Source organism: Bacillus sp. CH30_1T, assembly GCF_008364765.1.
In the GTDB taxonomy this organism is placed as follows: domain Bacteria; phylum Bacillota; class Bacilli; order Bacillales; family Bacillaceae_B; genus Rossellomorea.
In genome coordinates, this window is record NZ_VTUY01000005.1 from 47,976 (window position 1) to 67,812 (window position 19,837).

Below are 19,837 nucleotides of genomic sequence, written 5' to 3' on the forward strand. Positions count from 1 at the left end.
TTATTTCCTCCACAATGTTTAACTATCTTCGTCACTTTTGTATTCTAAAATATCCCCAGGCTGACACTCTAATGCCTTACAAATTGCCTCTAAGGTGGATAATCGAATCGCTTTCGCCTTTCCATTTTTCAATATAGAAAGGTTAGCCATCGTTATCCCAACCCTACCCGAAAGCTCTGTTACGCTCATTTTCCTTTTTGCTAACATCACATCAATATTGATTATAATAGCCATTGTTATTCACCTCAGACCGTTAAATCATTTTCTGATTTTATATCAATTGCTTCTTTTAAAAGTTTCTGGAGAACTGCCGCAAAAACTGAGATGACCATCGAAGCAAAAGGAACAACCAATCCGACAAAGATAACTCCTGGGGCGTCGTCTAGTTCCGCAAAGATATAGAAGAGCGGCAAAACTAGTACATGCAAAATACTGATTGTGATTGCACAATATTTGATATTCTTTAAAGCATTTACAGATAAATCAGAGAAAGCTTTATTTTTGTCAATGTAGCGCAGGAGTTTAAAAGCCTGATACAAAGCAAAATAAAAAGGTATGGCTGATGCATCAAAAACGATGAAAACGAAATATTTTATAACCGCAAACTCTGGAAGTAATGTTGCTGAAAGGTCCGCCATCTCAGGCACCAAAAAGATGCACAAAGCAAGAATTGGGACTCCTATAAAAATAACCGCTATTTTTAAAAACAACGTTGTAATATTTTCCATAAAAGCACCTCATTTATTTATTCTGATTTTGATTTTAATACAAAGTTTATCGATTTACAATAAATTTTTATTAATTATTATAATAATTTTATTGTAAAAATGTTTGCGAATTTAAAAATCGGCTGGTACAAAACTAAAAAACCACGATATAAAAACGAACAATAGAAGTTTAAGTTCTTAATACCGCTAATGATTTCCGTGCAAGACTACGCTTTCCGCGGGTAGCCCGTGAGCCTCCTCGGCAAGCCTGCGGGTTGGAAAGCGGAAGGGCTTCGCTCAGAGGCGGTTGGCATAAGGCGGAGCGGGCTTGAAGGGGTTCTTTGCCTTCATGGACGATCTGCCTTATGACATTTGCCTCTAAGCCCTATAGCTGGACAAGTCTCACATAAGCTACTCTTCCCGCAGGAGTCTTCGTCTTGCACTCCAATCAACCGCTAGAAACAGCTAAATTCAGATAATTCAAAAATATATAATAAACCCGAACAAATCTGCCCTCTAAGAAGCAGATTTGTTCGGGTTTACTTAGGCTAAAATACTTTGATCCAGCCTATCATAATAAATTTTTGATATTTCCCTCCAAGCAAAAAGGATCTGGAAGCTTACTTCCAGATCCTGTCCATATTGAGGCTTTGAATTCCTTTATTTTCACATCAAACCCTTATGAATTTTTCAGTGGTAACTATTTATTAATTCGTTTGTTAACTTCAATCGTAATGAACTCCGGCAAATAATTGGGAGTACATCCTTTTGATACCATTTCATCTTTGTAAAGACCCGTTTTCTCACCAAGTTTCATACAACGTGCTCGATACTTTTCATCATAAACGCCTATCCAGCCTGCGGTGAAATTCATAGCCCATTGAACTTCCGGTTCTTCCTGCGTAATATTAGCTTCGATTGCAGATAGTAAGTCTGCGGTGTTATCAGGCGGTGTTTGTCCAGTCCATCTCAATCGCCCTTGATAATACCAGAAAGCTCGCCTTTGAAGAGCATAAGGACTATTCCCCCATGACTCCATCAATGCAATGTTCTTCTTGTCTTTGGTGAGCTGATTAGCCATTAACCAATCCATTAAGTTATTTCGCTCATCATATGTGTGAGTCTGCATATCCTTATCAAGCTTATTTAGTACATCTTGTGAAAGAAGTTTTTTGTCCATAATTAAGATTGCCAATAGTCTGGGCAAAAACTCTCCGGTTGACCAAAGTTCCATAGCTAGTTCGTGATCTTTTTTAATGTCCTTAGCAATTTTTCGTAAGTCGCCTAGCTTAGTTTTCCTATTGATCTGAGATAGAATGTTTTCTGCTTTTGATGAACGTTTTATTTCTGTGCTTTTATTTTTATTCATTTGACACAACTCCTTATTAAAGCACTGTTTCATAATTGGCGGGATATATCAATAACTAAATTTCGTTATAAGTCTTATTGCATACAATTGTACCATAACAATGTAAATGGAGTGATTCATTTCGCCGTTATTTATGGTACAGTTCCCCACTACTAGTGCTAAACTATATCTTCAACACTCTGGCCCGATACAAGAAGAAAGAGTGCAGCTTCCCACTAAGTTGAGCATAGATCTTTGTCTTCTCACTTTTCTCATGTCCCAAAAGGCTTCGAATCACTTCCAGAAGTGCACCGTTATTAATTAGCTGAGTAGCATAGCTATGTCTTAATTGATGAGGATGCACTTCTTTATACCGGCTCGTTTAGAAACCCGTTTTTAATGTATCGAATCATATCAATACTCATACGGTGTTTGGGTGTTCTCTCAGTTATGAATAGGCTTAAACTCCCCTATTCTTAAATAAGAACGTGCTAAAATCCAAATTGATTTATTTTCTTTCACTCCATTTACTTTATTATTGAATAAATACAAGTGTCAGTTAGCTTGCTGCCATCTGCGGATAAATCATCATTTCTTAAGGTTCCTTCTAATTCAAAACCTAGTTTTACTGGAATCGAACGACTTTTAAAGTTTGTTGATTCACATCTTATTTCAATCCTTCTAAATTTGAGTTGCTGAAAGCCAAGGTTAGTTAACTCACTTACTGCTTCTGTCATATATCCATTGCCACTAAATTGCGAGTTAATCCAGTATCCAATTTCACATTTGGAAATCTTCCAATTAATTCTGTGAAGGCTAGCAGTTCCAATAAAATCATTAGTATCTTTATGAAAGATAAGATAGCGAAAGCTTTCTCTTTTCAAAAAATCTATATGGGCGTTTCTTAGGAGAATTTTTAAGATCTAATGAAACTCATATAATAAAAAAGCGTTCACCCCTTTTTTATAATTAACCTCAGTTTAGATTCATTTAAATTTCTGTTAATGTAATTCAACAAAAAAGGACATTAATCCTCCAAGGGATGATTCTACTTATATTTGTTATTGAATTGCCCTTTTCTGAAAATTAAAGATGAACCAATTAATTACCTTCTTTATTCCAGAAAATGGCCCGATTTTTGAAAATCTGCCGAATCAATTTACTCCGTTAAACAGCCCAATAATTGAAGATGGGCAATAGCCGGAGATCAATTAGCTGATCTTCAGTTATTGCCCCCGTTTGTGTAATATCAATAAATGTGAAAGAGCTGCAGAAATCGCTACTTCTTTATGGACATATTCGCTGCTTCAAGAGCATGAATATAAGTTGTGTCAAACAGAGGAACATCGGAGTCCTCCTGTTTTATCAATAATCCAATTTCTGTACAGCCTAATACAATACCTTTAGCTCCTGTTTCGATTAAACCTTGGATAACTTTTTTATAATAATCTCTAGATTCTTGTTGAACCTTACCTAAACATAACTCTTCATAAATAACCTTATTTACAATCTCTCTTTCATTGTCATTTGGTATCATAACCTTTATACCTTTAGACACTAAACGTAATTTGTAAAAATCTTGCTCCATTGTATACCTTGTGCCGAGTAACCCTACTGAACTAATTCCTTGCTCTTTAATTTGATGAGCTGTTGCATCTGCAATATGCAAAATTGGTATGTTTATTTTTTCCTGTATATCACCAATAACCTTGTGCATGGTATTGGTGCATATGACGATAAAGTCTGCGCCAGCTTTTTCAAGAGAGTGTGCAACGTCACCCAATGTTTCACCAGCCATTTTCCAGTCACCCTCTGACTGATAACGCTCAATTTCTTCAAAGTCAACGCTGTATAAAAGGCATTTTGCAGAATGTAACCCCCCTAATCTTCTTTTCACTTCTTCGTTAATAATCCGATAATACTCAACAGAGGATTCCCAACTCATTCCACCAATAAGACCAATAACCTTCATGTTAAAACCCCCGCCTCAGCCTTTTTTGTTATTCTAATTCAAATTAACGTTCCTATGGAACAAAAATACAACTACTTAAAAAATTCAATAAACTGATTGATAATCCCTACGTAGTATTCAATAATATGGTTAAAATGCAAAAATGAGCGCTTCCCCTTGTTACTTAATAAAATACGGTCTCAAAACTAGAATCACTATGATAACAACCGAACCTGGTAATATTAAAAGACTATGTCCTCAAATTTTCTAAGTTCTTTATAATAATCCATTTTTGCACCTCATTTTTTAATCTAGTGTTTAAAAAGAGGATTTTTCTACTAAATACAGGTTCAACAAAGAAGTGCATCTGATTCTCTCACCATAATTAAAAGTTATATAGTTCAACTAGGAATACGTCCAGTCATTCTAGAATATATGTAGGTAAAAAGTATAAATGGAGGGATTAATTTGGCTTTTGTTGCGATTTATACGGTTGGTAGGTTAAAACATCCAAATGAACATCCTTCCTCTCGTGAGTTTTTTGAAGTGGGAGATGAAGTAATTCGACAGGCTGCTAAAACTGGGCATCTAATAAAAGAATTTTCACCTAATAGAGTTCTTTTCCCTGAGAAAGCGATCAAAGGAGAGGGTTCCCCTATTCTCACACTTACAGTATGGAAAAGCCTTCAATCTTTATATCGTTTTACCTATTCAGGTCAACATATGCAAGCTTTAAGGGACAGGAACAAGTGGTTTGGATCTCTTCAAGAGAGACAACCTAATTATGTGGTGTGGTGGACTGAGAAGGTAACGGATGTTTCATGGAAGGAGGCTTTCAAGAGATACGACTTTTATATTCAACATGGACCAGATCCTTTTGCATTTGACTTAAAGCACGTATTTGATGAATTTGGGGAGAGGATCTTACTTAAATAGCTCGGGTCATTTCTCCTGCTCTGTATAAGAAGCAGAGTATCTCCTTATTGAACAAACCTGCCATTTCGTTTAAGTGGATTTCTTCACAATCTCACATGAATATCCAGTTTTGTTTAAGAGTCTTAATCTATTAAACTGGCCCGATTGTGGAATAAGACATAAAGATGATTCTTCAACTAACCTGCCCCGTTAATCCAATAACTTCAACAAAAAAAGCGTTTATCCTTCTTAGATCAACGCCCCCTTTAACTGAACAATGTTAATAAAGAGAGCAACCACTCCAAGAATAGCTAAATGTTAAATAAGTTTTTACTTAAACGATTCCGCCATTTTGATTAACTGCTCTTTACTAATCTCTATAGGAGTAAGTTTATAGCTAAAGGCTATTTCATAAAAAAGGTCTCCGTGTTGCCATAAAATGATTCTTTTACCTGAGTGTTCTGGAATATACTTACCATTTACATCTCTTCCTATTTTAATATTCTCTTTCTTTATTTCTTTTGGGTACTCAATCTCATCTTTCAATATGTTAACTGTTAAGAACTCTTTATCCACATTGAATAGGGTAAATTCAACTTTCTGATTATTAGAACCAAAATCATAAAGTTGCATATCCTCGAAAGGTACTTTAGTTGGAATATTTGTGTTAAATGGTGCTGTTTCCAGTTTCTTAGCTACTTCTGAATAGTTATAATCATACATCTTTCCTCTTGAAACTGACCAGCCAACTAAAATTACTATTATTGCCCCTAATAAAAGTGCAAAGATAATTATTTTCTTTTTTTTCACTTTACCTCTCCTTTCCATTATTTAAAAACCGCTTATGATTTTGTAATAGGAATATATTAAATCTTGTGAGGTCTTTTTAACTAATGTTCCCTATAAAGGTTTGACGATGGGTATAAGGATAAGGTTTTGGTATTATAGATTTATTCCGTTAAACTGCATTGTTTATGTAATAAGATTATTTAATTAATCTGTCTCTTTAGCGGAAGAACCGATTTTTCACTCATAGTTATTGACCTTAGTACTATTTCTTGTAAATTATCTTATATGCAATAAATAATACTACTATTACTAGAAAAGTAATGAATAATTCTTCCCCACTTGCACATGCAGTTCTTCCACAAAGGTGTATTTCATTAGGTTTAGTTAGAAATAGCATAGAGACACCCCATTTAATACAAAGTTTGTTTCTATTCTCTATTCTTAAAAGGTGTAAAATATGCAACTCTAACTTACGAATGCTCCCCTTCTTTAATTGGGTAATTTAAGCTCTACATTTTCCCTCTTTTTGTAATTTTTATATAATGTGAAAGTGTGGAAAGGTATGTATCCTAAAATCCCACCAAATGTATTTAAGATTAAATCATCAACATCGAAACTTCCAAACTTAAAAACCAATTGAATAAGTTCAAATGTCAAACTTAAATATAATGATGTTAACATAACCTTCTTAAACAACCGAAAACGTTTTGATAATAAAGGTAAAATAACACCAAACGGGACAAAACCAATAATATTTCCAGCTAGGTTGTCAACTCTAATATTGAAATTTATATCGGCTATGAACAAATAAAAAATTATCGTTTTAAATGGTATAAAGTTATGATTGTTCCAATAGTAATCGTCATAACTAAAAGTAAAATGACTAATAATGTCAGGGATTGTTAGAAATTTAAATAGGATAAGCTTTGAAAGAACCAATAAATAAAGACACAATATTACTACTAAAATTACTTTCATAAAAAACCGCACAATTAGATTACTCCTATCTTATATTTACACATTAAACTGCCCAATAATTGAAGAATGGCATTATGCGGATCAAGTAGCTGATCTTCTGTTAATGCCCCCGTTTGTTATACATAAAGACCTACACAATAATTGCATATTATATAATTGAAGTGACAATAAGTAATTATTTCTTACCTTTTCGTTCTAAAATTATAGGTGCTATATTTAGTAAGATAGAAACAATTGTCAAAAACCATAATGCCCTTTCCATACCAGGTACTACATCCGATAAAGCTGCCCAATCTTCCACTTTTACCCAACGAGATACAAGACTGTATTCTGCACAAAGTGTTAATGCTGTAAATGATAATCCCATCGCCATAGCAAGCTTATAATCCTTTCCTGCTTTATACATATAAAGATTTATAAAAGTTGCTACTATAGCAATAACCCCTAGAATTACCCACATAACTATACCTCCATATATTTTTATTTATGTCCTTTAATAATACTAATGTGCTTCATCTCAATTTTTTTGCATTACTTTTTTATTAGACATTAATACGTGTAATCTTATTTCACAGTAAATGCTCATTCCTTTTGTGATTTCTTATTGAACAAATCTGCTCGTTAATCCAATAATTTCAACAAAAAAAGCGTTAATCCTTCTTAGAACAACGCCCCCTATAACGGAATAACACTAATTTTCAATTATCCTAATATCATTAATTGGATAAAAAACAATACTTGTAGTTCCTACAACCTCATCTATGGGGATTGCTCCTATTTGTCTGCTATCTGTACTATTTCTTCTGTTATCCCCCATAACGAATAAATGACCTTCTGGTACAGTAGCTTGTCCGACAACAGTATCCTCTAATTTAAAGGGTTTCGTTAGGTCACCATTAATATTTTTCTTTTGCTTATCTAAGAATGGTTCTTTATACGCTTTTCCGTTTACATATAAAGTGTCATTTTTATACTCGATTTTATCCCCAGGTAAACCAATAACACGCTTAATATAGTCTTGTTTCTCATTTGCGTGAAAGACAACAATATCAAATCTTTCGGGTTCTCCTAATTTTGATACAATCATTCTTTCGTGGTCTTGTAGGGTAGTATTCATCGAAGCACCATCAACTACAATAGGTGTAAATAAGAATGCTCGAACGGTAAACACAATAACTAAAGCTATAACCAGAGCTTTAATCCATTCTAGCGTCTCATTTTTCTTTTCAACCATATTTTTTTCATCCTCTCACTATAAAAAGTCAAGTTCATCTTCTTTCGCTTTTCCGTTAAACGCCCCGGGAAGAAGAGTTTTAAATTTCCTGTTTTAGTAATTCTATTAATCCATTGGGGTAAAACACCTTTTCACCTAAAAAAATCTCTTCTTTGGAAACCCACTTTGCACGAGTAATCTTATTACCTTCAGTTACTGTAAAATGTTCCTTCTGATATAAATACCTATCTTTAAAATCCACAAAATATATCTGTGTTATTTCGTGCCCTATATTTTCGTCTATTTTAAAAATATTTTCTATACAGGAAATATATCTTCTGACAATAATTTCAACGCCTAACTCCTCACTAAACTCTCTCACCAAAGTCTGATTTGACCTCTCACCGAGTTTGATCGTACCGCCTATAGGGGGGTAATAAAAGCCTATTCCTTTGGAGTGCTTTCCTTTCTGCTCTTCTAAAAGAAGATCGTTATCCTTAACAAGCATTCCTAATGTATTTGCTCGTGGATACATCAACTATCCTCCAAGGTTAATAAAGTAATAAGATCGTTCTTCCACAATACTACCCTCTTACTAATACCAATTATTTCAAAATACATCAGTTTACTCAAGAAAAACTTCAAACAAAAAGGAAGCTCATCCTGTTCTGGATAAGCCCCCGGTAATTGAACACAGGTATTATTTTATCAATCAACCAATACAACAGAAAGAGTATTAATTTGAGCAGGATTCGATTCTCTAATGATGCCCTCAAATCCTACTTTTATCTTGTCTCCAACCTGGAATGTTTTATCATTATTCACGGAAAGGTCAACAAACACATCACTTTCAGGATTACCCTCAAACACTTTAGTAGAAACAAGTGCACTGTTATCATTAATTTCTTTGATTGTTCCTGTAAAACTGGAATTTTCCGTTTTGATTTCATTTTCTTCACTGCTTTCTATTGAAGTAGAACACCCAATAATGGGTAATAAAACAATTATTGCTAATGCTTTAAATATTCTTGTCATCTCACATTATTCCTCCGTTCATATACCTTTAAATGAGTGCTTTAGCAGAAGAAAGGATAATCTGGACTCTTCCATTATCCTGCCCTTTAATGGAATTGAAGACCAGCTGCCTGATCTTCAGCTCTTGCCCCCGGTTTAGGTACATTTGAAACCAACAGTTATCCAAAGTGATTATGAAAACACCAAACAATAAGAAACAAACTCACTATTCCCCAAGCTGTGGCATTCACTATCCACCAAATTATGGATTTAGCTTTTGTTGAACTTTCCTCGTCTTCCACATTTGCTGTTATAAAAGCGAGTTTACTTTCCATACCTTTTTTCATAGAAGTAAGAACAGCAAATCCGATTATTATGAAAACAATAGTTATCCAGAGTAATAAGTCCAAATTTTATACCTCCCTTTTTTTGTGTGAAATACTTTCCTTTCAATCTTCATTGTTCAATTAGCTGATCTTCCATTATTACCCCTTTAATTGAAGATTTAATTTTCTAAGTATGAATGTATTAAGAAGTGCTTTTGAGTACGGGTTCTTCTGCAAAATACTCGGATTTACTTGGCATAAGAACCAACCTTATTTGCCAAATACTTATCACAAGCATTAATGTAGAGGCAGCAATAATACTATACCTAACCGGAATAATATCACCTGTAAAACCAATCAATAAAATGAAAATTACCTGAAGAAAACTTTGAAAGATACCGTATATGCTAGAAATCCTCCCCATCATTTTAATTGGGACATTATTTTGGTAAAAAGTCATAAACCCAGTGCCGGAAAAAGAGTTAAAAAAACCTAAAATCATAAATCCAATAGCTACTGACCAAAAGGAAAAAGAAAAAGCATAAACCAGATAGCCCACTGAAACCATAAAATAACCAAGGGATATTAGGACTCTGATTGATAATTTTTTAGCCACTATCGAAACAGTAGTTGCTCCTAGAATAGAACCCACTCCTGTTAAACTTATTAGTAATCCATATTCTGTCTCAGATAAATTTAATACCTTCTGTGTAAAGACAACCTCTTGGGCATCCATTCCAAGTGCTACAATCATAAAAAATTGAGCTAAGAAGTACACTTTTACTATAAATAGACTGCTTTGGCTAAATTTAAATACTTCTTTCCAATCACTTTTCAATATATTCAAATTAATCTTGGGTACTGTGACATCAATTTCAGTATTCACGTTTGGTAATAAATACACCAAGATTGCTGAAATAACAAAAGAAAAGGCATTTATCCATATTGATATATTAACAGAGGTAATGAGTAGGAGTGCCCCAGAAATAGCAGGTCCGATTAAAAAGGCACTAGAAGTAATCAAACTCCTGAAAGAGTTAAATTGTTTCCGGCCTTTCTCTGGAACAACATTCGTGATATAAGTAATTGCTGCTGGTTCAAAGAATGCTTTTGAAACGGAGAGAAAGAATAGACAAACATATATAAGCCAGATAGAGCTGAAGAAAGGAATGATTGCTACCAAAGTTGCACGAATAATGTCTGTTACAATCATTATCCTGCGAATGTTCAATCGGTCAATAATACTACCAGACCAAAATTTCGTTAACATCGAAGCAATAGGTCCTATAATCCATAACCCAGCTACTGCAGCAGCAGAGCCCGTTAGTTTTAATACTAAAACATTGATGGCAACAAGATAAATAAAATCTCCTAAGGTTGATATCCCCAATCCAAATAGTACTAAATATGAATTCTTTTTTTGTGAGAAGATTGGTTGATTAATATTAACACCCCATCAAATGGATTCTAGTATATACTTTTTCTACAAAAAATTGGGAATTTCCTGTAAATATTAATACTTGTCACAAATCATTCATAACTAAATAAGAACCCTAAGCTAAAGGGTTCCCTTTTTCCATTAACCTGCTCCAATAATTGAAGAGGGGCAATAGCGGGATCAATTAGCTGATCTTCAGTTATTGCCCCCTTTTATGGAATAGGACTTCGTTCGAACTTTGATTATTTCCATTTCATTGAAGAGAAAATCCGCTTACCAATCCCGTCCTTCTCCTGATTGGTAATTACTACTCTCCCCAGCTTTGGTCGCAGGGTCAATACCCTGAGTATGTTTATTATTTCTGTTCTTTTTTCGTCGACAATCAATAAACCAAGCAAATAACAAGATGCCAACAATCAAGATTACAAACCACCACATATTCATCCCCCGCTTTATATAAATTTATTCTTAAACTAAACTGCTCGTTAATCCAATAACTTCAACAAAAAAAGCGTTAATCCTTCTTAGATCAACGCCCCCTTTTATGGAATATAGACTCTCCCACATTAATTTACTTTTTCTAAAAGATTTTTAATTTGAGTATCATTTTTTTCTCTAAATTCGTTTATTACTTTCTTCTTGAATTCATTCCACTCTTCACCCTTAGATGTTATATCGTCATACAGTTTGTTTTCCAATAACTTTCCCTTCATCGATTCATAAGCATATTCTTTGTAGTATTCTTCTACTGTCATATTCATTTCATTGAGAAGGTTATGGAAGTTTTCATTTTGTGCTTCATTTGCCATCTCTATATTAAATTCTATAACCTCTTGAACTTCTTCATCCGATACAGAAAAGCCTTGGGTTTTAGCTTCATACATTAATATGTAGTCATCGATTAATTGTTCTATCGCATTAGCTCTTATGTTTTCTTTATCTAATGATTGCTTAGAGTTGAGACTCTCTAAAGATTGTATTCTCCTCTCAATTTTATTTTCCGTTACATATTCATTCAGAGCTACAACGTTAACCCCTCCTTTTTGTGCATCGCTTATTACGCATCCTACCAAAAGTGACATTGTGAAAAGCATAAAAACAATAAATTTCTTCAAAAGTATTCAACCTTTCTGTTTGCTTACATTACGACCTTAGCTTATTCGACTAACCTGCCCATAGCTGAAGATACTAAGTCTTTCTGAAGACAAGCTGGCTGCTATTTGGCTCCGGTTAGCTTTATAATCTAGTCTTTTATTGGTTTACCTACCTATTCGTTCAAGTGTATTTGAATAATTGTCATCAATAATTAGCATTGGTTCCTTTATTGACTGTAAAATACTTTTCATGTCAATTAATTCATTGTCTATTTCTTCACTGATGGTTCTAAAAACTGTAATTACGGCTTCCATTTTCTCTTTTTCTTCATTACTTATGGCATAAGAATGATTTTCAAGGAACTTATTTGTCATACCAGATATAAATTCATCAACACGAAATAAGCTATACTGCATTAAATCCCAATCGGATGATGCGTCTCCCATATGTATTGTATTGATAGCAAATAAGTAGGAATGAATGCTTCTACTTTCTCCTTTAACAATTCTCCAATTGTTGTACAAATCGCTTTTCACTTCACTGTTTCCTTCAGTTAAATTAACAAACTCCTCCAGCCTGTTAGCCAGATTATTACCTTTAACAGTAATAATTGATAAATTATCATAATTTCTATCTACAGTCTGATTAACATAAAGTCTATATTCAATCTGAACATAAAAACTGTAAATAACAAAGACTCCAATTAACAAAAAAAGAAATCTGTTTAAATACTTTTTCAAATTTGCTTTATACATATAATCCCCCATTGACTCTTTTACTTCTTCAAGTATCCTGTCCCAATAATTGAAGAAGGGCAATAGCTGGATCATATGATCTTCAGTTATTGCCCCCGTTATGGAATCGGTCCGTCCCTTAAAGTCCCCCCCAAGGTCCACTACTGTTAGACTTAATTCTTTCAAGTTCCTGAAGTTGCTCTTCTTTACTACCTCTAAGAACTCTACGACCTAGTGAACCTGCAAGACCAAAAAACACTATAATCCCAATTAACAGCCACATATTTTTCACCTCCTTTTTTGGCGGTTCAACCATTCCAGAAGACTGCTGGTTCTTTAATACAGCATTTTCTATATATCAAAAAGATTATCTCTACATCTTATGAAGCTTCCAACACTTGATTGAGTACATTTTGTGTTGTTTTTTTACCTTCCAAAAAAACTTGGTAATGGTACACCAATATCGAACAATACACTTGTTATAAAAAAGAAAACTATTATTAAAACGCAAATGCCAACAAACACTGACCATATTTTGCTATCTTCAACTTTTATTCTTTTTTATGCTTCTTCTTTCTGTATAAGCCCTTGTACAAATCTTAGCCTTTGATTTTCATCTTGTCTTTTGGTGTGCATAGTTTCAGTCCTTTCATAAGACGACTAACTTAATTACGGAGACATCAATCATCCCGCTCTTTAATAATTGAATTAAGGACTGCTGCTACCTTTAGTAATCTCTTCAGCTTACCTACACAATAATTGAAGAAAGGCACTTGTCGGATCAATTAGCTGATCTTCGGTTATAGCCCTCGTTAGTTTAACAACGAATTTATAAAAATTGTTCCCCAATAGAGAAAACTCATAGTTAAAAACACAGATCCAAATACAGTAAGTCCTTTTGGTAATTTTCCATAAAAATAAATTATTGCTAATCCTATAAATATGTGAATGATAACAACAAGAAATATATTCACTCATTTCACCTCTACCAAATTGTAACATTTTGCATTAAGTGAGTGTATACTTCTTATTCCGTTAACATGCCCCAATAATTGAAGAAGGACAATAGCCGGAGATCAATTAACTGTCTTCAGTTATTGCCCCCCATTCTTGAATAGCTCGTTATTTACCTTTACGCAACATATACGATATTAAATCGTCCCAAATTAAAATAATACCTAAAACCAACGCATATCCCCAAAATGTATTTAATGTGTCTACAGCATAATTTAGCAACCCGTTAGAGAATTTTTCGTCCCATCTAATAACATCTGAAATAATCGATAGTAGTAAAATAGAAATTGCAATTGCTATACAGGTAACACCAAATATCTTCCTTAACATCCAAACCCTCCACAACTCAGAAATTAAAATATTCATTTCCAGTCTCATTTGAACTTGTTAAAATGCCTCTACAATCCTGCCCGATTACTTAATACCAATTATTTCAAAACAGATTAATAAACTCAATCATGTAATCATTGATTAAAAAGACACTTACCTTTTGACAGATAAGTGACCGATTGTTGAACCAATTAACTTTCAATTACTCTTTATTTGTCTTTCTAAAACCATAAAACGTTCTAAATCCTTTTTGCTCATAAAAAGTACGAGATGTACTGTTTGCTAGCATTTCCATTCTAGTCGTTGGGTATAAACTCTGAACATAATTAAGCAATGCTTCTCCAATGCCTAACCCACGGTAATTCTGACTTATTAATACTTCGCAAATGAACAATGTGATAGATTTGTCTGTAAGTCCCCTAACATATCCAATTACCTGTCCATTTAGTTCTGCTACATAAGCAATATTTGAATTATCCCAAGCTCCCTTTGTACTTCCTTTGTTTCCAACAAGGTTACTCCACTTTTCGTCTGCATTTAGCTTATTTATATGTATAAAGTCTTCTTCTCTATAATTTCTAACCTCAAGCAAGTGTTCATTTTTTAGTCGTATTTGCAAATGAATCTCCACCTCTAGTTTTCAAAAATACTATCCAATTCTTAAGAAAGGAGTGACCCGCTATGCTGCAATCGCTACCTTTAATGGAAAGACTTCCCCTTTTAGCTTAATAGCCAAATCACTAAGATTTTTTACCAACTTGCCCATATGTGTTTAATATCAAGTGAGTAATAATTAACGACAATAAGTAAGCAATAGCAGGTTCAGATGTAGTCCATATTGAAACTAACGATAAAAATAATAAAGTAGCTATACCAAAAAGAATAATTAAATAAAGTAAAAAACTTATGATTACACTAATCTTAAACACCCCCACTAACACTATATTAGCATGTAACTCCTTTAAACAAACTCGACCTTTACTTGAATTATTTAACTGCCCTTTCTTCTAAGTATCTTTTATATACTCTTGCATTTTTCATATGATTTTGCCGGTTCTTTACTTCTGTTTTTTCTCTTCAGATAATGAGCCTAAAATTCCTTTATGAATTTCATTTAGTAAATATAATCCCCGAAATATGCTTCCTACAACAATTCCGAATGCAACAAGACCACCAAAAACAGGACCCATGGTCCATAAAATGAGGCCTAATACTGTACTTAAAATTATTGATAGAAACAAATACATACATACCAACTCCATTCTACGCTAACCTAACTAAATTCATTAATAATTTCAATGACCTTATCCCATTAACCTGCCCCGTTAATCCAATATCTTCAACAAAAAAGCGTTAATCCTTCTTAGATCAACACCCCGTTTGTTAAGAGTTAAAAAGGAATTTCCCCTATAAAAAATGGAACAAAAACTCCGACAGTAGAAGCAATAACAATTACCCAAAATGTTTTTGAGGTTAATCTTTCCTTCAGTAACCGACTTTCTATTGAAACAAAAAAGGAGAGTACGATTGTATATAATCCAAAAAGCATAAATGATAAACCAAACCATACTACCCAAACGTTTCCTATAAATCTAATTCCAGAACTTTCATAAACATTTTTAAGAACATTATCAGTTAATAAAAAACCAACAACTAAAAATAGAATAATTTCAATAATAGTAATTAAATATATTTTCCATATAGCCATCTCTCCACCCCCCCTCGAAAAATAACCAAATTTACCCACATTTATTACAACATTGTTCCTGCACTAAACTCCCTCTATAAAGAAAGAGATAACTCTTGTTTTCTCGCTTATTCTTAAAATTTCTATGAGATTTATATAGCTAAGACATTTAAAGTATGGAAAGGTGTTGAAAGTAAGGGTAATTTGGGGCATGAAGAGAAAAGGAAGTTAACCTACCCAGCCACTCAATCCAAAAAGTGGTTAACTAGTAAAAGTATGGTCGCACTGGTGGATCTCCACATTTCTCATGGAGGTCAACCCTCCCAATTCTCACAGAGTCTATGCTCTAAAATTCCTTCGTCCAACCTTTCCATGAGCTGGATGTCAGTCATGCTGCCCTACAGGGTTTATGTCCGTACTTTAATGGTTTTACTGACTAATCCGTGCTTCAAATGTCTATGGTAATAACCTCTAAGAAACTTTTAAATAACGCCAGTGATACATTAAACTGCGTCCCGTAATTGAGCCAGATGGGGAATGTCTTTCAACATTTTCTTCACTAAACTCACATTGCTTTGTGCCAATTGCAAATAAGATACGTATAAGCTTGTTACAGATGACTATCATGGACTGCATCTTCTTCAAAGGGTTACTCTGTCGAGTAGTATAATACTGATGTAAAGCTTTAAAAGCGGCATTCTTGGCGACCAACGGCATAGCTACTCGGAAGAGGAGAGCCCTAAGTGCTTTCCTGCCTCGTTTCGTGATTTTCGTTAATCCTTTATGCTTTCCGGAGGTATTCTCCTTCTGGCTAAGTCCCGCCAACATGATGACCTGGCGAGGATGAGCATAGTTTCTTAGGTCTCCTACTTCCGCGTAGAACCCAGCCACTGTTTCCTTACCAATTCCCGTGATCGCCAACATTTGTGGAACACCAGGTATCTGTTCAAGAAGTTCTTCTATATCTGAATCTAATTCTTCGAACCTTTCGACTACCAACTCATACTTTTCCAGTAAAGTGAGGAGCTCTAATTTAGCCATCTTTGAGCCTTCCCGAATGCCAATTGAGTCTTTGGCAGCGCGTTACAGCTCTTGAATTTTACGGAGTCCAACCGCACGTTTTACAGTCTTTCTAAGGTGCGTCAAAATGTCTTGATCCGATAAAAGTTCCAACTCACTTGGCAATACATTTATCTTCAATAACTGTAGTACTGCTTTCCCTTCCCAATCCTTAATAACGGTGAGAAACTCAGGGAAATAGCTATCTAGCCAGTTGTGAATCTGCCCTTGAAGCATCTGTAAATCAACAGACAAAAGGTCGCGTATTTTTCTGGCCACACGAAGTTCTGCATAAACTCCTTACGGAATTTGTGATTCAGCGTATCTTCCGTCTTTGACTAACTGGGCAATCACTTTGGCACCTTTGACATCATTTTTAGTTGGTGAATTGTCCAACTCTTTGGACTTCTTTACATGCATGGGATTCACGACCACAAATTTTATCTCTTTTTCTTTTAGAAAATGTGCGAGATTGAGCCAATATTGGCCAGTCGGTTCCATTCCGATAATCACTTTTTCCATTTTGTTTAGATGTATTAACTGCTTGATCCAGTTGAGAAACCACTCGAAATGGGCTTGTGTATTTTCAAAGTGACATGGGGTTCCAAACTACAATCCCCTAAAGTCTTGAGCACGCGACATGCTTGAATTTCGCAATGTCTACTCCTATAATTAGTGTTTGAGAAGTAATTTGAGCAATCTTTTCATTTTGGTTATAATTCATGTTGAAGGCCTCCTGGTATATATGATTTTGTCCGTTTTGCTTGCCGGCTCAGGACACTCATATCATACCAAGAGGTTCTTTTTTGTTTAAATCTCATTTTTCTTCATAACAGGAATGCTACCCTTTACTTGAACAGAGGGCGGCTGCTTGTTCAGCAAACGCAAGATTATTTAAAATTACTCGTAATTTTAACGAGAACATAATTTTTAGTCCACATTTGTGTGGTCGCAATTAAACTTTTATCGTCTTTTTCAAAGAATAGACCAGCACCATTTTTATCTTTAAATTCCCATCCATTTGAGACAACCATTTGTTTAATATTTTCATCAGCAATCGATATACCCTTATTCGCACTACTTGTGATATACCAAATAAAATCCCCATCTACTGCAATCTCAGCTATTTTACTATCCGATTCTTTTAGTTTATCAATTACTTCTTTGGCTGATAAATTTTCTATTGGAAGAGAGGGATAGTATAGTTTATTTACAAATATGTACACACCAATAATAACTATTACACTCCCTAGTATAAATCCAACCTTTTTCATCTTATCACCCCTTTATTAATTTTTTAATCAAGACATTTTTATAAAATCCGTTCTTCAACAATACTGCCTAGTTAGCCGAAGATGCTCTGAGAAACCAAGGCGGGGCGGCTGTTTGTTGAATATCAAAGGTATGCTATTGCTGGTTCTACATCAAACATTCCACTTTCTTTTAGAAATTGGGAAACTAAATGGATGTGAGCAGCTCCGATAATTAAAACGGTTCTGTCTGAAGGAGAGCTGGTTACCCTTGCCAAGTTGGAGTAAATTATTAAATTTCTTTGATACCACCACCTGAGCCAATCAATGCCTACATAATCAACTTCACTCCCGATACGTGCTAATGCCATATACATCTCGTGTTCTCTTTTCACACTGCTTTCTTCATTCATTTCTTTCATTAGGTCCACAATGCTTTTGTCGGCTAAGTTAAAATCTCTTCCTGAACGATACTTTTCATCTATATATTTATTAAGGTCAGGCTGTTCAGTTTTTGCCCATTCAAAAACCTCTCCAATTCCCCTATTTCCAACGGTTTTCATCCAATCAACTGCATAAACCTTTTGGTGACCCAATTCTGAAGCTATTCTAAAACCATATTGATGCATTTCATCAATTTTCAGTTCGAAGTCACTATTCAAATACTGCCTATATTCTTCATTTATTTCTTCTTCATTTTCTTTTACAACTTCAAAAGCCAGTTTCGTTGGATTAAATCTTTTTACCTTTTCTACAACTTCCCTTATTTCTTTTTGCCTTCTTTCGTTTAGTAAATCATCAAATTCTACTTTATAAATATCTGGTGTATATCTCATATGAAATGTACCTAACACCATAACTTTAGGTTTATGTTGCTCCATATTTATTCCCCTCCAGAATTCAGCTATTTATATGCCTTCTTTATGTAACCGTGAAAACCCTTGTTCTTCCGTTAAACTGCCCGATAATTGAATAAGGGCAATAGCTGGATCAATTCACTGGTCTTTAGTTTTATTGCCCCCTTTAGCTTAATAACATCTACATAACCCAAGTAAGAAGAACTGAGATTATAAAACTTTGAATGAGTAAAATTGAATATCCTTTTTTCTTGCCTGCTTTACCTTTTGATAAGTATGTATTTAATATAAAGCTGATTATTACTACTACAAGGAAAGTGAAAATAAAGGTTAATATAAATTCGTAAGCCATTTCTCCTTCTCCTTTTTTCTTGACTTTTAACAGTTTATATCATAATTTCTTTAAATTGGTTGTTGAATTATCCTGCCCTTTAATCCAATAAAAACTACAAAAAAAGAAGCGTTAATCCTTCTTAGATCAACGCCCCCGTTTGTGGAAGACTTGATTTCAAGATAACTATTAGAGAACTAATTAAATTACACCGTGAAACTATATGACAGAATGTGGACCCCAATCTTCTCTTAGTATTGCGTATGAGTACTCATCCCACCAGTCATCTCCATGAGGAATACATTTCTTAAAATAACCTTCCCTTCTCATGCCGATCTTTTCCATGACGCGATAAGAAGGAACATTTTCAGGTTGGCAAGTTGCTACAATCCTATGTAAGTCTAGTTCTTCGAATCCATACTTTAATACCCCAAGTGCAGCTTCTGAAGCGTAACCTTTATTACAATACTCGGGGTTAAGTACCCATCCTATCTCGTACGTATGTTCACCAAAGTATTTAAAAAACTCAATATGACCAATTAAGATTTTGTTTTCAGCTAATATTACAGGGAATTTCTGAGCAATTTTATTAATGTTCTCTTTAATAAATTCCTGTGTTTCTTCTTTTGACAAAACACCCTCAGGCATATACTTCATAACTGACTGCTTGCTTGTATATTGGTACACTCCTTCCCAATCTTTGAATTCGAAATTGCGTATGAGCAATCTTTCTGTTGTTATGTTCATGTGAATCCCCCCCAAAAAATATGAATGGTCTTAACCAAGAAAGTTATGTAACTG

At 34.2% G+C, this 19,837-nt stretch carries 24 protein-coding genes and 2 pseudogenes; 1 reads left to right on the forward strand and 25 read right to left on the reverse strand.

All coding sequences use genetic code 11. The features are described 5' to 3' along the window. Positions 1–18 precede the first annotated feature (18 nt). The 6 genes and pseudogenes from F0342_RS11730 to F0342_RS11755 all read right to left on the reverse strand — a co-directional run bounded on the left by F0342_RS11730 (position 19) and on the right by F0342_RS11755 (position 4,027). Positions 19–234 carry a helix-turn-helix domain-containing protein gene (locus F0342_RS11730; protein ID WP_149156133.1) on the reverse strand — a complete coding sequence of 72 codons (216 nt, stop codon included), beginning with the start codon at positions 232–234 and terminating at the stop codon, positions 19–21. Between the two features lie 11 nt (positions 235–245). Then, the gene (locus F0342_RS11735; RefSeq protein ID WP_149156134.1) at positions 246–728 is read right to left on the reverse strand and encodes a DUF2975 domain-containing protein; all 483 of its coding nucleotides are present in this window, start codon (positions 726–728) and stop codon (positions 246–248) included. Between the two features lie 679 nt (positions 729–1,407). Then, positions 1,408–2,076 carry a DNA alkylation repair protein gene (locus tag F0342_RS11740; RefSeq protein WP_149156135.1) on the reverse strand — a complete coding sequence of 223 codons (669 nt, stop codon included), beginning with the start codon at positions 2,074–2,076 and terminating at the stop codon, positions 1,408–1,410. A gap of 163 nt (positions 2,077–2,239) precedes the next feature. Further along, on the reverse strand, positions 2,240–2,419 hold the full coding sequence (locus tag F0342_RS11745; RefSeq protein WP_262481716.1) for a tyrosine-type recombinase/integrase: 180 nt from the start codon (positions 2,417–2,419) through the stop codon (positions 2,240–2,242). A gap of 163 nt (positions 2,420–2,582) precedes the next feature. Further along, positions 2,583–2,972 (reverse strand): annotated as a pseudogene (locus F0342_RS11750) (GNAT family N-acetyltransferase); the annotation flags it as partial. 362 nt (positions 2,973–3,334) lie between these two features. Continuing rightward, entirely contained in the window at positions 3,335–4,027 is a 693-nt protein-coding gene (locus F0342_RS11755) for an aspartate/glutamate racemase family protein (RefSeq protein ID WP_149156137.1), read from the reverse strand. Between the two features lie 447 nt (positions 4,028–4,474). Here F0342_RS11755 and F0342_RS11760 point away from each other — a divergent pair, with 447 nt between their 5' ends. Then, complete coding sequence (locus F0342_RS11760) at positions 4,475–4,942, forward strand: DUF3291 domain-containing protein (protein WP_149156138.1); 468 nt, start codon at positions 4,475–4,477, stop codon at positions 4,940–4,942. 309 nt (positions 4,943–5,251) lie between these two features. Here F0342_RS11760 and F0342_RS11765 read toward each other — a convergent pair whose 3' ends face one another. The 19 genes and pseudogenes from F0342_RS11765 to F0342_RS11850 form a co-directional block, all read right to left on the reverse strand. After that, positions 5,252–5,731 (reverse strand): DUF4367 domain-containing protein, encoded by a 480-nt coding sequence (locus F0342_RS11765; protein ID WP_188048519.1) that lies wholly within the window; start codon positions 5,729–5,731, stop codon positions 5,252–5,254. 468 nt (positions 5,732–6,199) lie between these two features. Continuing rightward, on the reverse strand, positions 6,200–6,688 hold the full coding sequence (locus F0342_RS11770) for a VanZ family protein (RefSeq protein WP_149156140.1): 489 nt from the start codon (positions 6,686–6,688) through the stop codon (positions 6,200–6,202). Positions 6,689–6,863: 175 nt separating this feature from the next. Beyond that, the gene (locus F0342_RS11775; protein ID WP_149156141.1) at positions 6,864–7,148 is read right to left on the reverse strand and encodes a hypothetical protein; all 285 of its coding nucleotides are present in this window, start codon (positions 7,146–7,148) and stop codon (positions 6,864–6,866) included. A 231-nt stretch (positions 7,149–7,379) separates the two neighbouring features. Next, complete coding sequence (gene lepB, locus F0342_RS11780) at positions 7,380–7,922, reverse strand: signal peptidase I (protein ID WP_149156142.1); 543 nt, start codon at positions 7,920–7,922, stop codon at positions 7,380–7,382. Between the two features lie 79 nt (positions 7,923–8,001). Next, a complete protein-coding gene (locus tag F0342_RS11785) occupies positions 8,002–8,436 on the reverse strand; it encodes an NUDIX hydrolase (RefSeq protein ID WP_149156143.1) in 435 nt (144 codons plus the stop codon). 173 nt (positions 8,437–8,609) lie between these two features. Beyond that, positions 8,610–8,936 (reverse strand): DUF3221 domain-containing protein, encoded by a 327-nt coding sequence (locus tag F0342_RS11790; RefSeq protein ID WP_149156144.1) that lies wholly within the window; start codon positions 8,934–8,936, stop codon positions 8,610–8,612. 158 nt (positions 8,937–9,094) lie between these two features. Continuing rightward, positions 9,095–9,325, reverse strand: coding sequence for a hypothetical protein (locus F0342_RS11795; RefSeq protein ID WP_149156145.1), 231 nt, complete (start codon positions 9,323–9,325; stop codon positions 9,095–9,097). A 118-nt stretch (positions 9,326–9,443) separates the two neighbouring features. Next, positions 9,444–10,631, reverse strand: a complete 1,188-nt coding sequence (locus F0342_RS11800) for an MFS transporter (protein ID WP_262481717.1) — start codon at positions 10,629–10,631, stop codon at positions 9,444–9,446. 614 nt (positions 10,632–11,245) lie between these two features. After that, positions 11,246–11,794 carry a SurA N-terminal domain-containing protein gene (locus F0342_RS11805; RefSeq protein WP_149156147.1) on the reverse strand — a complete coding sequence of 183 codons (549 nt, stop codon included), beginning with the start codon at positions 11,792–11,794 and terminating at the stop codon, positions 11,246–11,248. A 144-nt stretch (positions 11,795–11,938) separates the two neighbouring features. After that, a complete protein-coding gene (locus F0342_RS11810; protein ID WP_262481718.1) occupies positions 11,939–12,694 on the reverse strand; it encodes a hypothetical protein in 756 nt (251 codons plus the stop codon). Positions 12,695–13,630: 936 nt separating this feature from the next. Beyond that, positions 13,631–13,852: a hypothetical protein gene (locus F0342_RS11815; protein ID WP_223145719.1), complete on the reverse strand. Its 222-nt coding sequence runs from the start codon at positions 13,850–13,852 to the stop codon at positions 13,631–13,633. Positions 13,853–14,054: 202 nt separating this feature from the next. Further along, a complete protein-coding gene (locus tag F0342_RS11820; protein WP_149156149.1) occupies positions 14,055–14,471 on the reverse strand; it encodes a GNAT family N-acetyltransferase in 417 nt (138 codons plus the stop codon). A 439-nt stretch (positions 14,472–14,910) separates the two neighbouring features. Continuing rightward, on the reverse strand, positions 14,911–15,099 hold the full coding sequence (locus F0342_RS11825) for a hypothetical protein (RefSeq protein WP_149156150.1): 189 nt from the start codon (positions 15,097–15,099) through the stop codon (positions 14,911–14,913). A gap of 143 nt (positions 15,100–15,242) precedes the next feature. Further along, on the reverse strand, positions 15,243–15,560 hold the full coding sequence (locus tag F0342_RS11830; protein WP_149156151.1) for a hypothetical protein: 318 nt from the start codon (positions 15,558–15,560) through the stop codon (positions 15,243–15,245). 482 nt (positions 15,561–16,042) lie between these two features. Further along, positions 16,043–17,322, reverse strand: a pseudogene (locus F0342_RS11835) (IS110 family RNA-guided transposase). 166 nt (positions 17,323–17,488) lie between these two features. Continuing rightward, on the reverse strand, positions 17,489–17,872 hold the full coding sequence (locus tag F0342_RS11840) for a hypothetical protein (protein WP_149156152.1): 384 nt from the start codon (positions 17,870–17,872) through the stop codon (positions 17,489–17,491). Positions 17,873–17,994: 122 nt separating this feature from the next. Then, positions 17,995–18,729, reverse strand: a complete 735-nt coding sequence (locus F0342_RS11845) for a DUF5694 domain-containing protein (RefSeq protein ID WP_149156153.1) — start codon at positions 18,727–18,729, stop codon at positions 17,995–17,997. Between the two features lie 157 nt (positions 18,730–18,886). Continuing rightward, positions 18,887–19,057 (reverse strand): hypothetical protein, encoded by a 171-nt coding sequence (locus F0342_RS24860; protein WP_188048520.1) that lies wholly within the window; start codon positions 19,055–19,057, stop codon positions 18,887–18,889. Between the two features lie 198 nt (positions 19,058–19,255). Continuing rightward, positions 19,256–19,783, reverse strand: coding sequence for a GNAT family N-acetyltransferase (locus F0342_RS11850; RefSeq protein ID WP_149156154.1), 528 nt, complete (start codon positions 19,781–19,783; stop codon positions 19,256–19,258). Positions 19,784–19,837: the final 54 nt, after the last annotated feature.

Coding starts and splice junctions, on each gene's coding strand:
- F0342_RS11830 (WP_149156151.1), bottom strand. CDS start 15,560: ATGGCTATATGGAAAATATATTTAATTACTATTATTGAAATTATTCTA.
- F0342_RS11840 (WP_149156152.1), bottom strand. CDS start 17,872: ATGAAAAAGGTTGGATTTATACTAGGGAGTGTAATAGTTATTATTGGT.
- lepB (WP_149156142.1), bottom strand. CDS start 7,922: ATGGTTGAAAAGAAAAATGAGACGCTAGAATGGATTAAAGCTCTGGTT.
- F0342_RS11735 (WP_149156134.1), bottom strand. CDS start 728: ATGGAAAATATTACAACGTTGTTTTTAAAAATAGCGGTTATTTTTATA.
- F0342_RS11770 (WP_149156140.1), bottom strand. CDS start 6,688: ATGAAAGTAATTTTAGTAGTAATATTGTGTCTTTATTTATTGGTTCTT.
- F0342_RS11825 (WP_149156150.1), bottom strand. CDS start 15,099: ATGTATTTGTTTCTATCAATAATTTTAAGTACAGTATTAGGCCTCATT.
- F0342_RS11845 (WP_149156153.1), bottom strand. CDS start 18,729: ATGGAGCAACATAAACCTAAAGTTATGGTGTTAGGTACATTTCATATG.
- F0342_RS24860 (WP_188048520.1), bottom strand. CDS start 19,057: ATGGCTTACGAATTTATATTAACCTTTATTTTCACTTTCCTTGTAGTA.
- F0342_RS11850 (WP_149156154.1), bottom strand. CDS start 19,783: ATGAACATAACAACAGAAAGATTGCTCATACGCAATTTCGAATTCAAA.
- F0342_RS11790 (WP_149156144.1), bottom strand. CDS start 8,936: ATGACAAGAATATTTAAAGCATTAGCAATAATTGTTTTATTACCCATT.
- F0342_RS11740 (WP_149156135.1), bottom strand. CDS start 2,076: ATGAATAAAAATAAAAGCACAGAAATAAAACGTTCATCAAAAGCAGAA.
- F0342_RS11815 (WP_223145719.1), bottom strand. CDS start 13,852: ATGTTAAGGAAGATATTTGGTGTTACCTGTATAGCAATTGCAATTTCT.
- F0342_RS11775 (WP_149156141.1), bottom strand. CDS start 7,148: ATGTGGGTAATTCTAGGGGTTATTGCTATAGTAGCAACTTTTATAAAT.
- F0342_RS11730 (WP_149156133.1), bottom strand. CDS start 234: ATGGCTATTATAATCAATATTGATGTGATGTTAGCAAAAAGGAAAATG.
- F0342_RS11755 (WP_149156137.1), bottom strand. CDS start 4,027: ATGAAGGTTATTGGTCTTATTGGTGGAATGAGTTGGGAATCCTCTGTT.
- F0342_RS11785 (WP_149156143.1), bottom strand. CDS start 8,436: ATGTATCCACGAGCAAATACATTAGGAATGCTTGTTAAGGATAACGAT.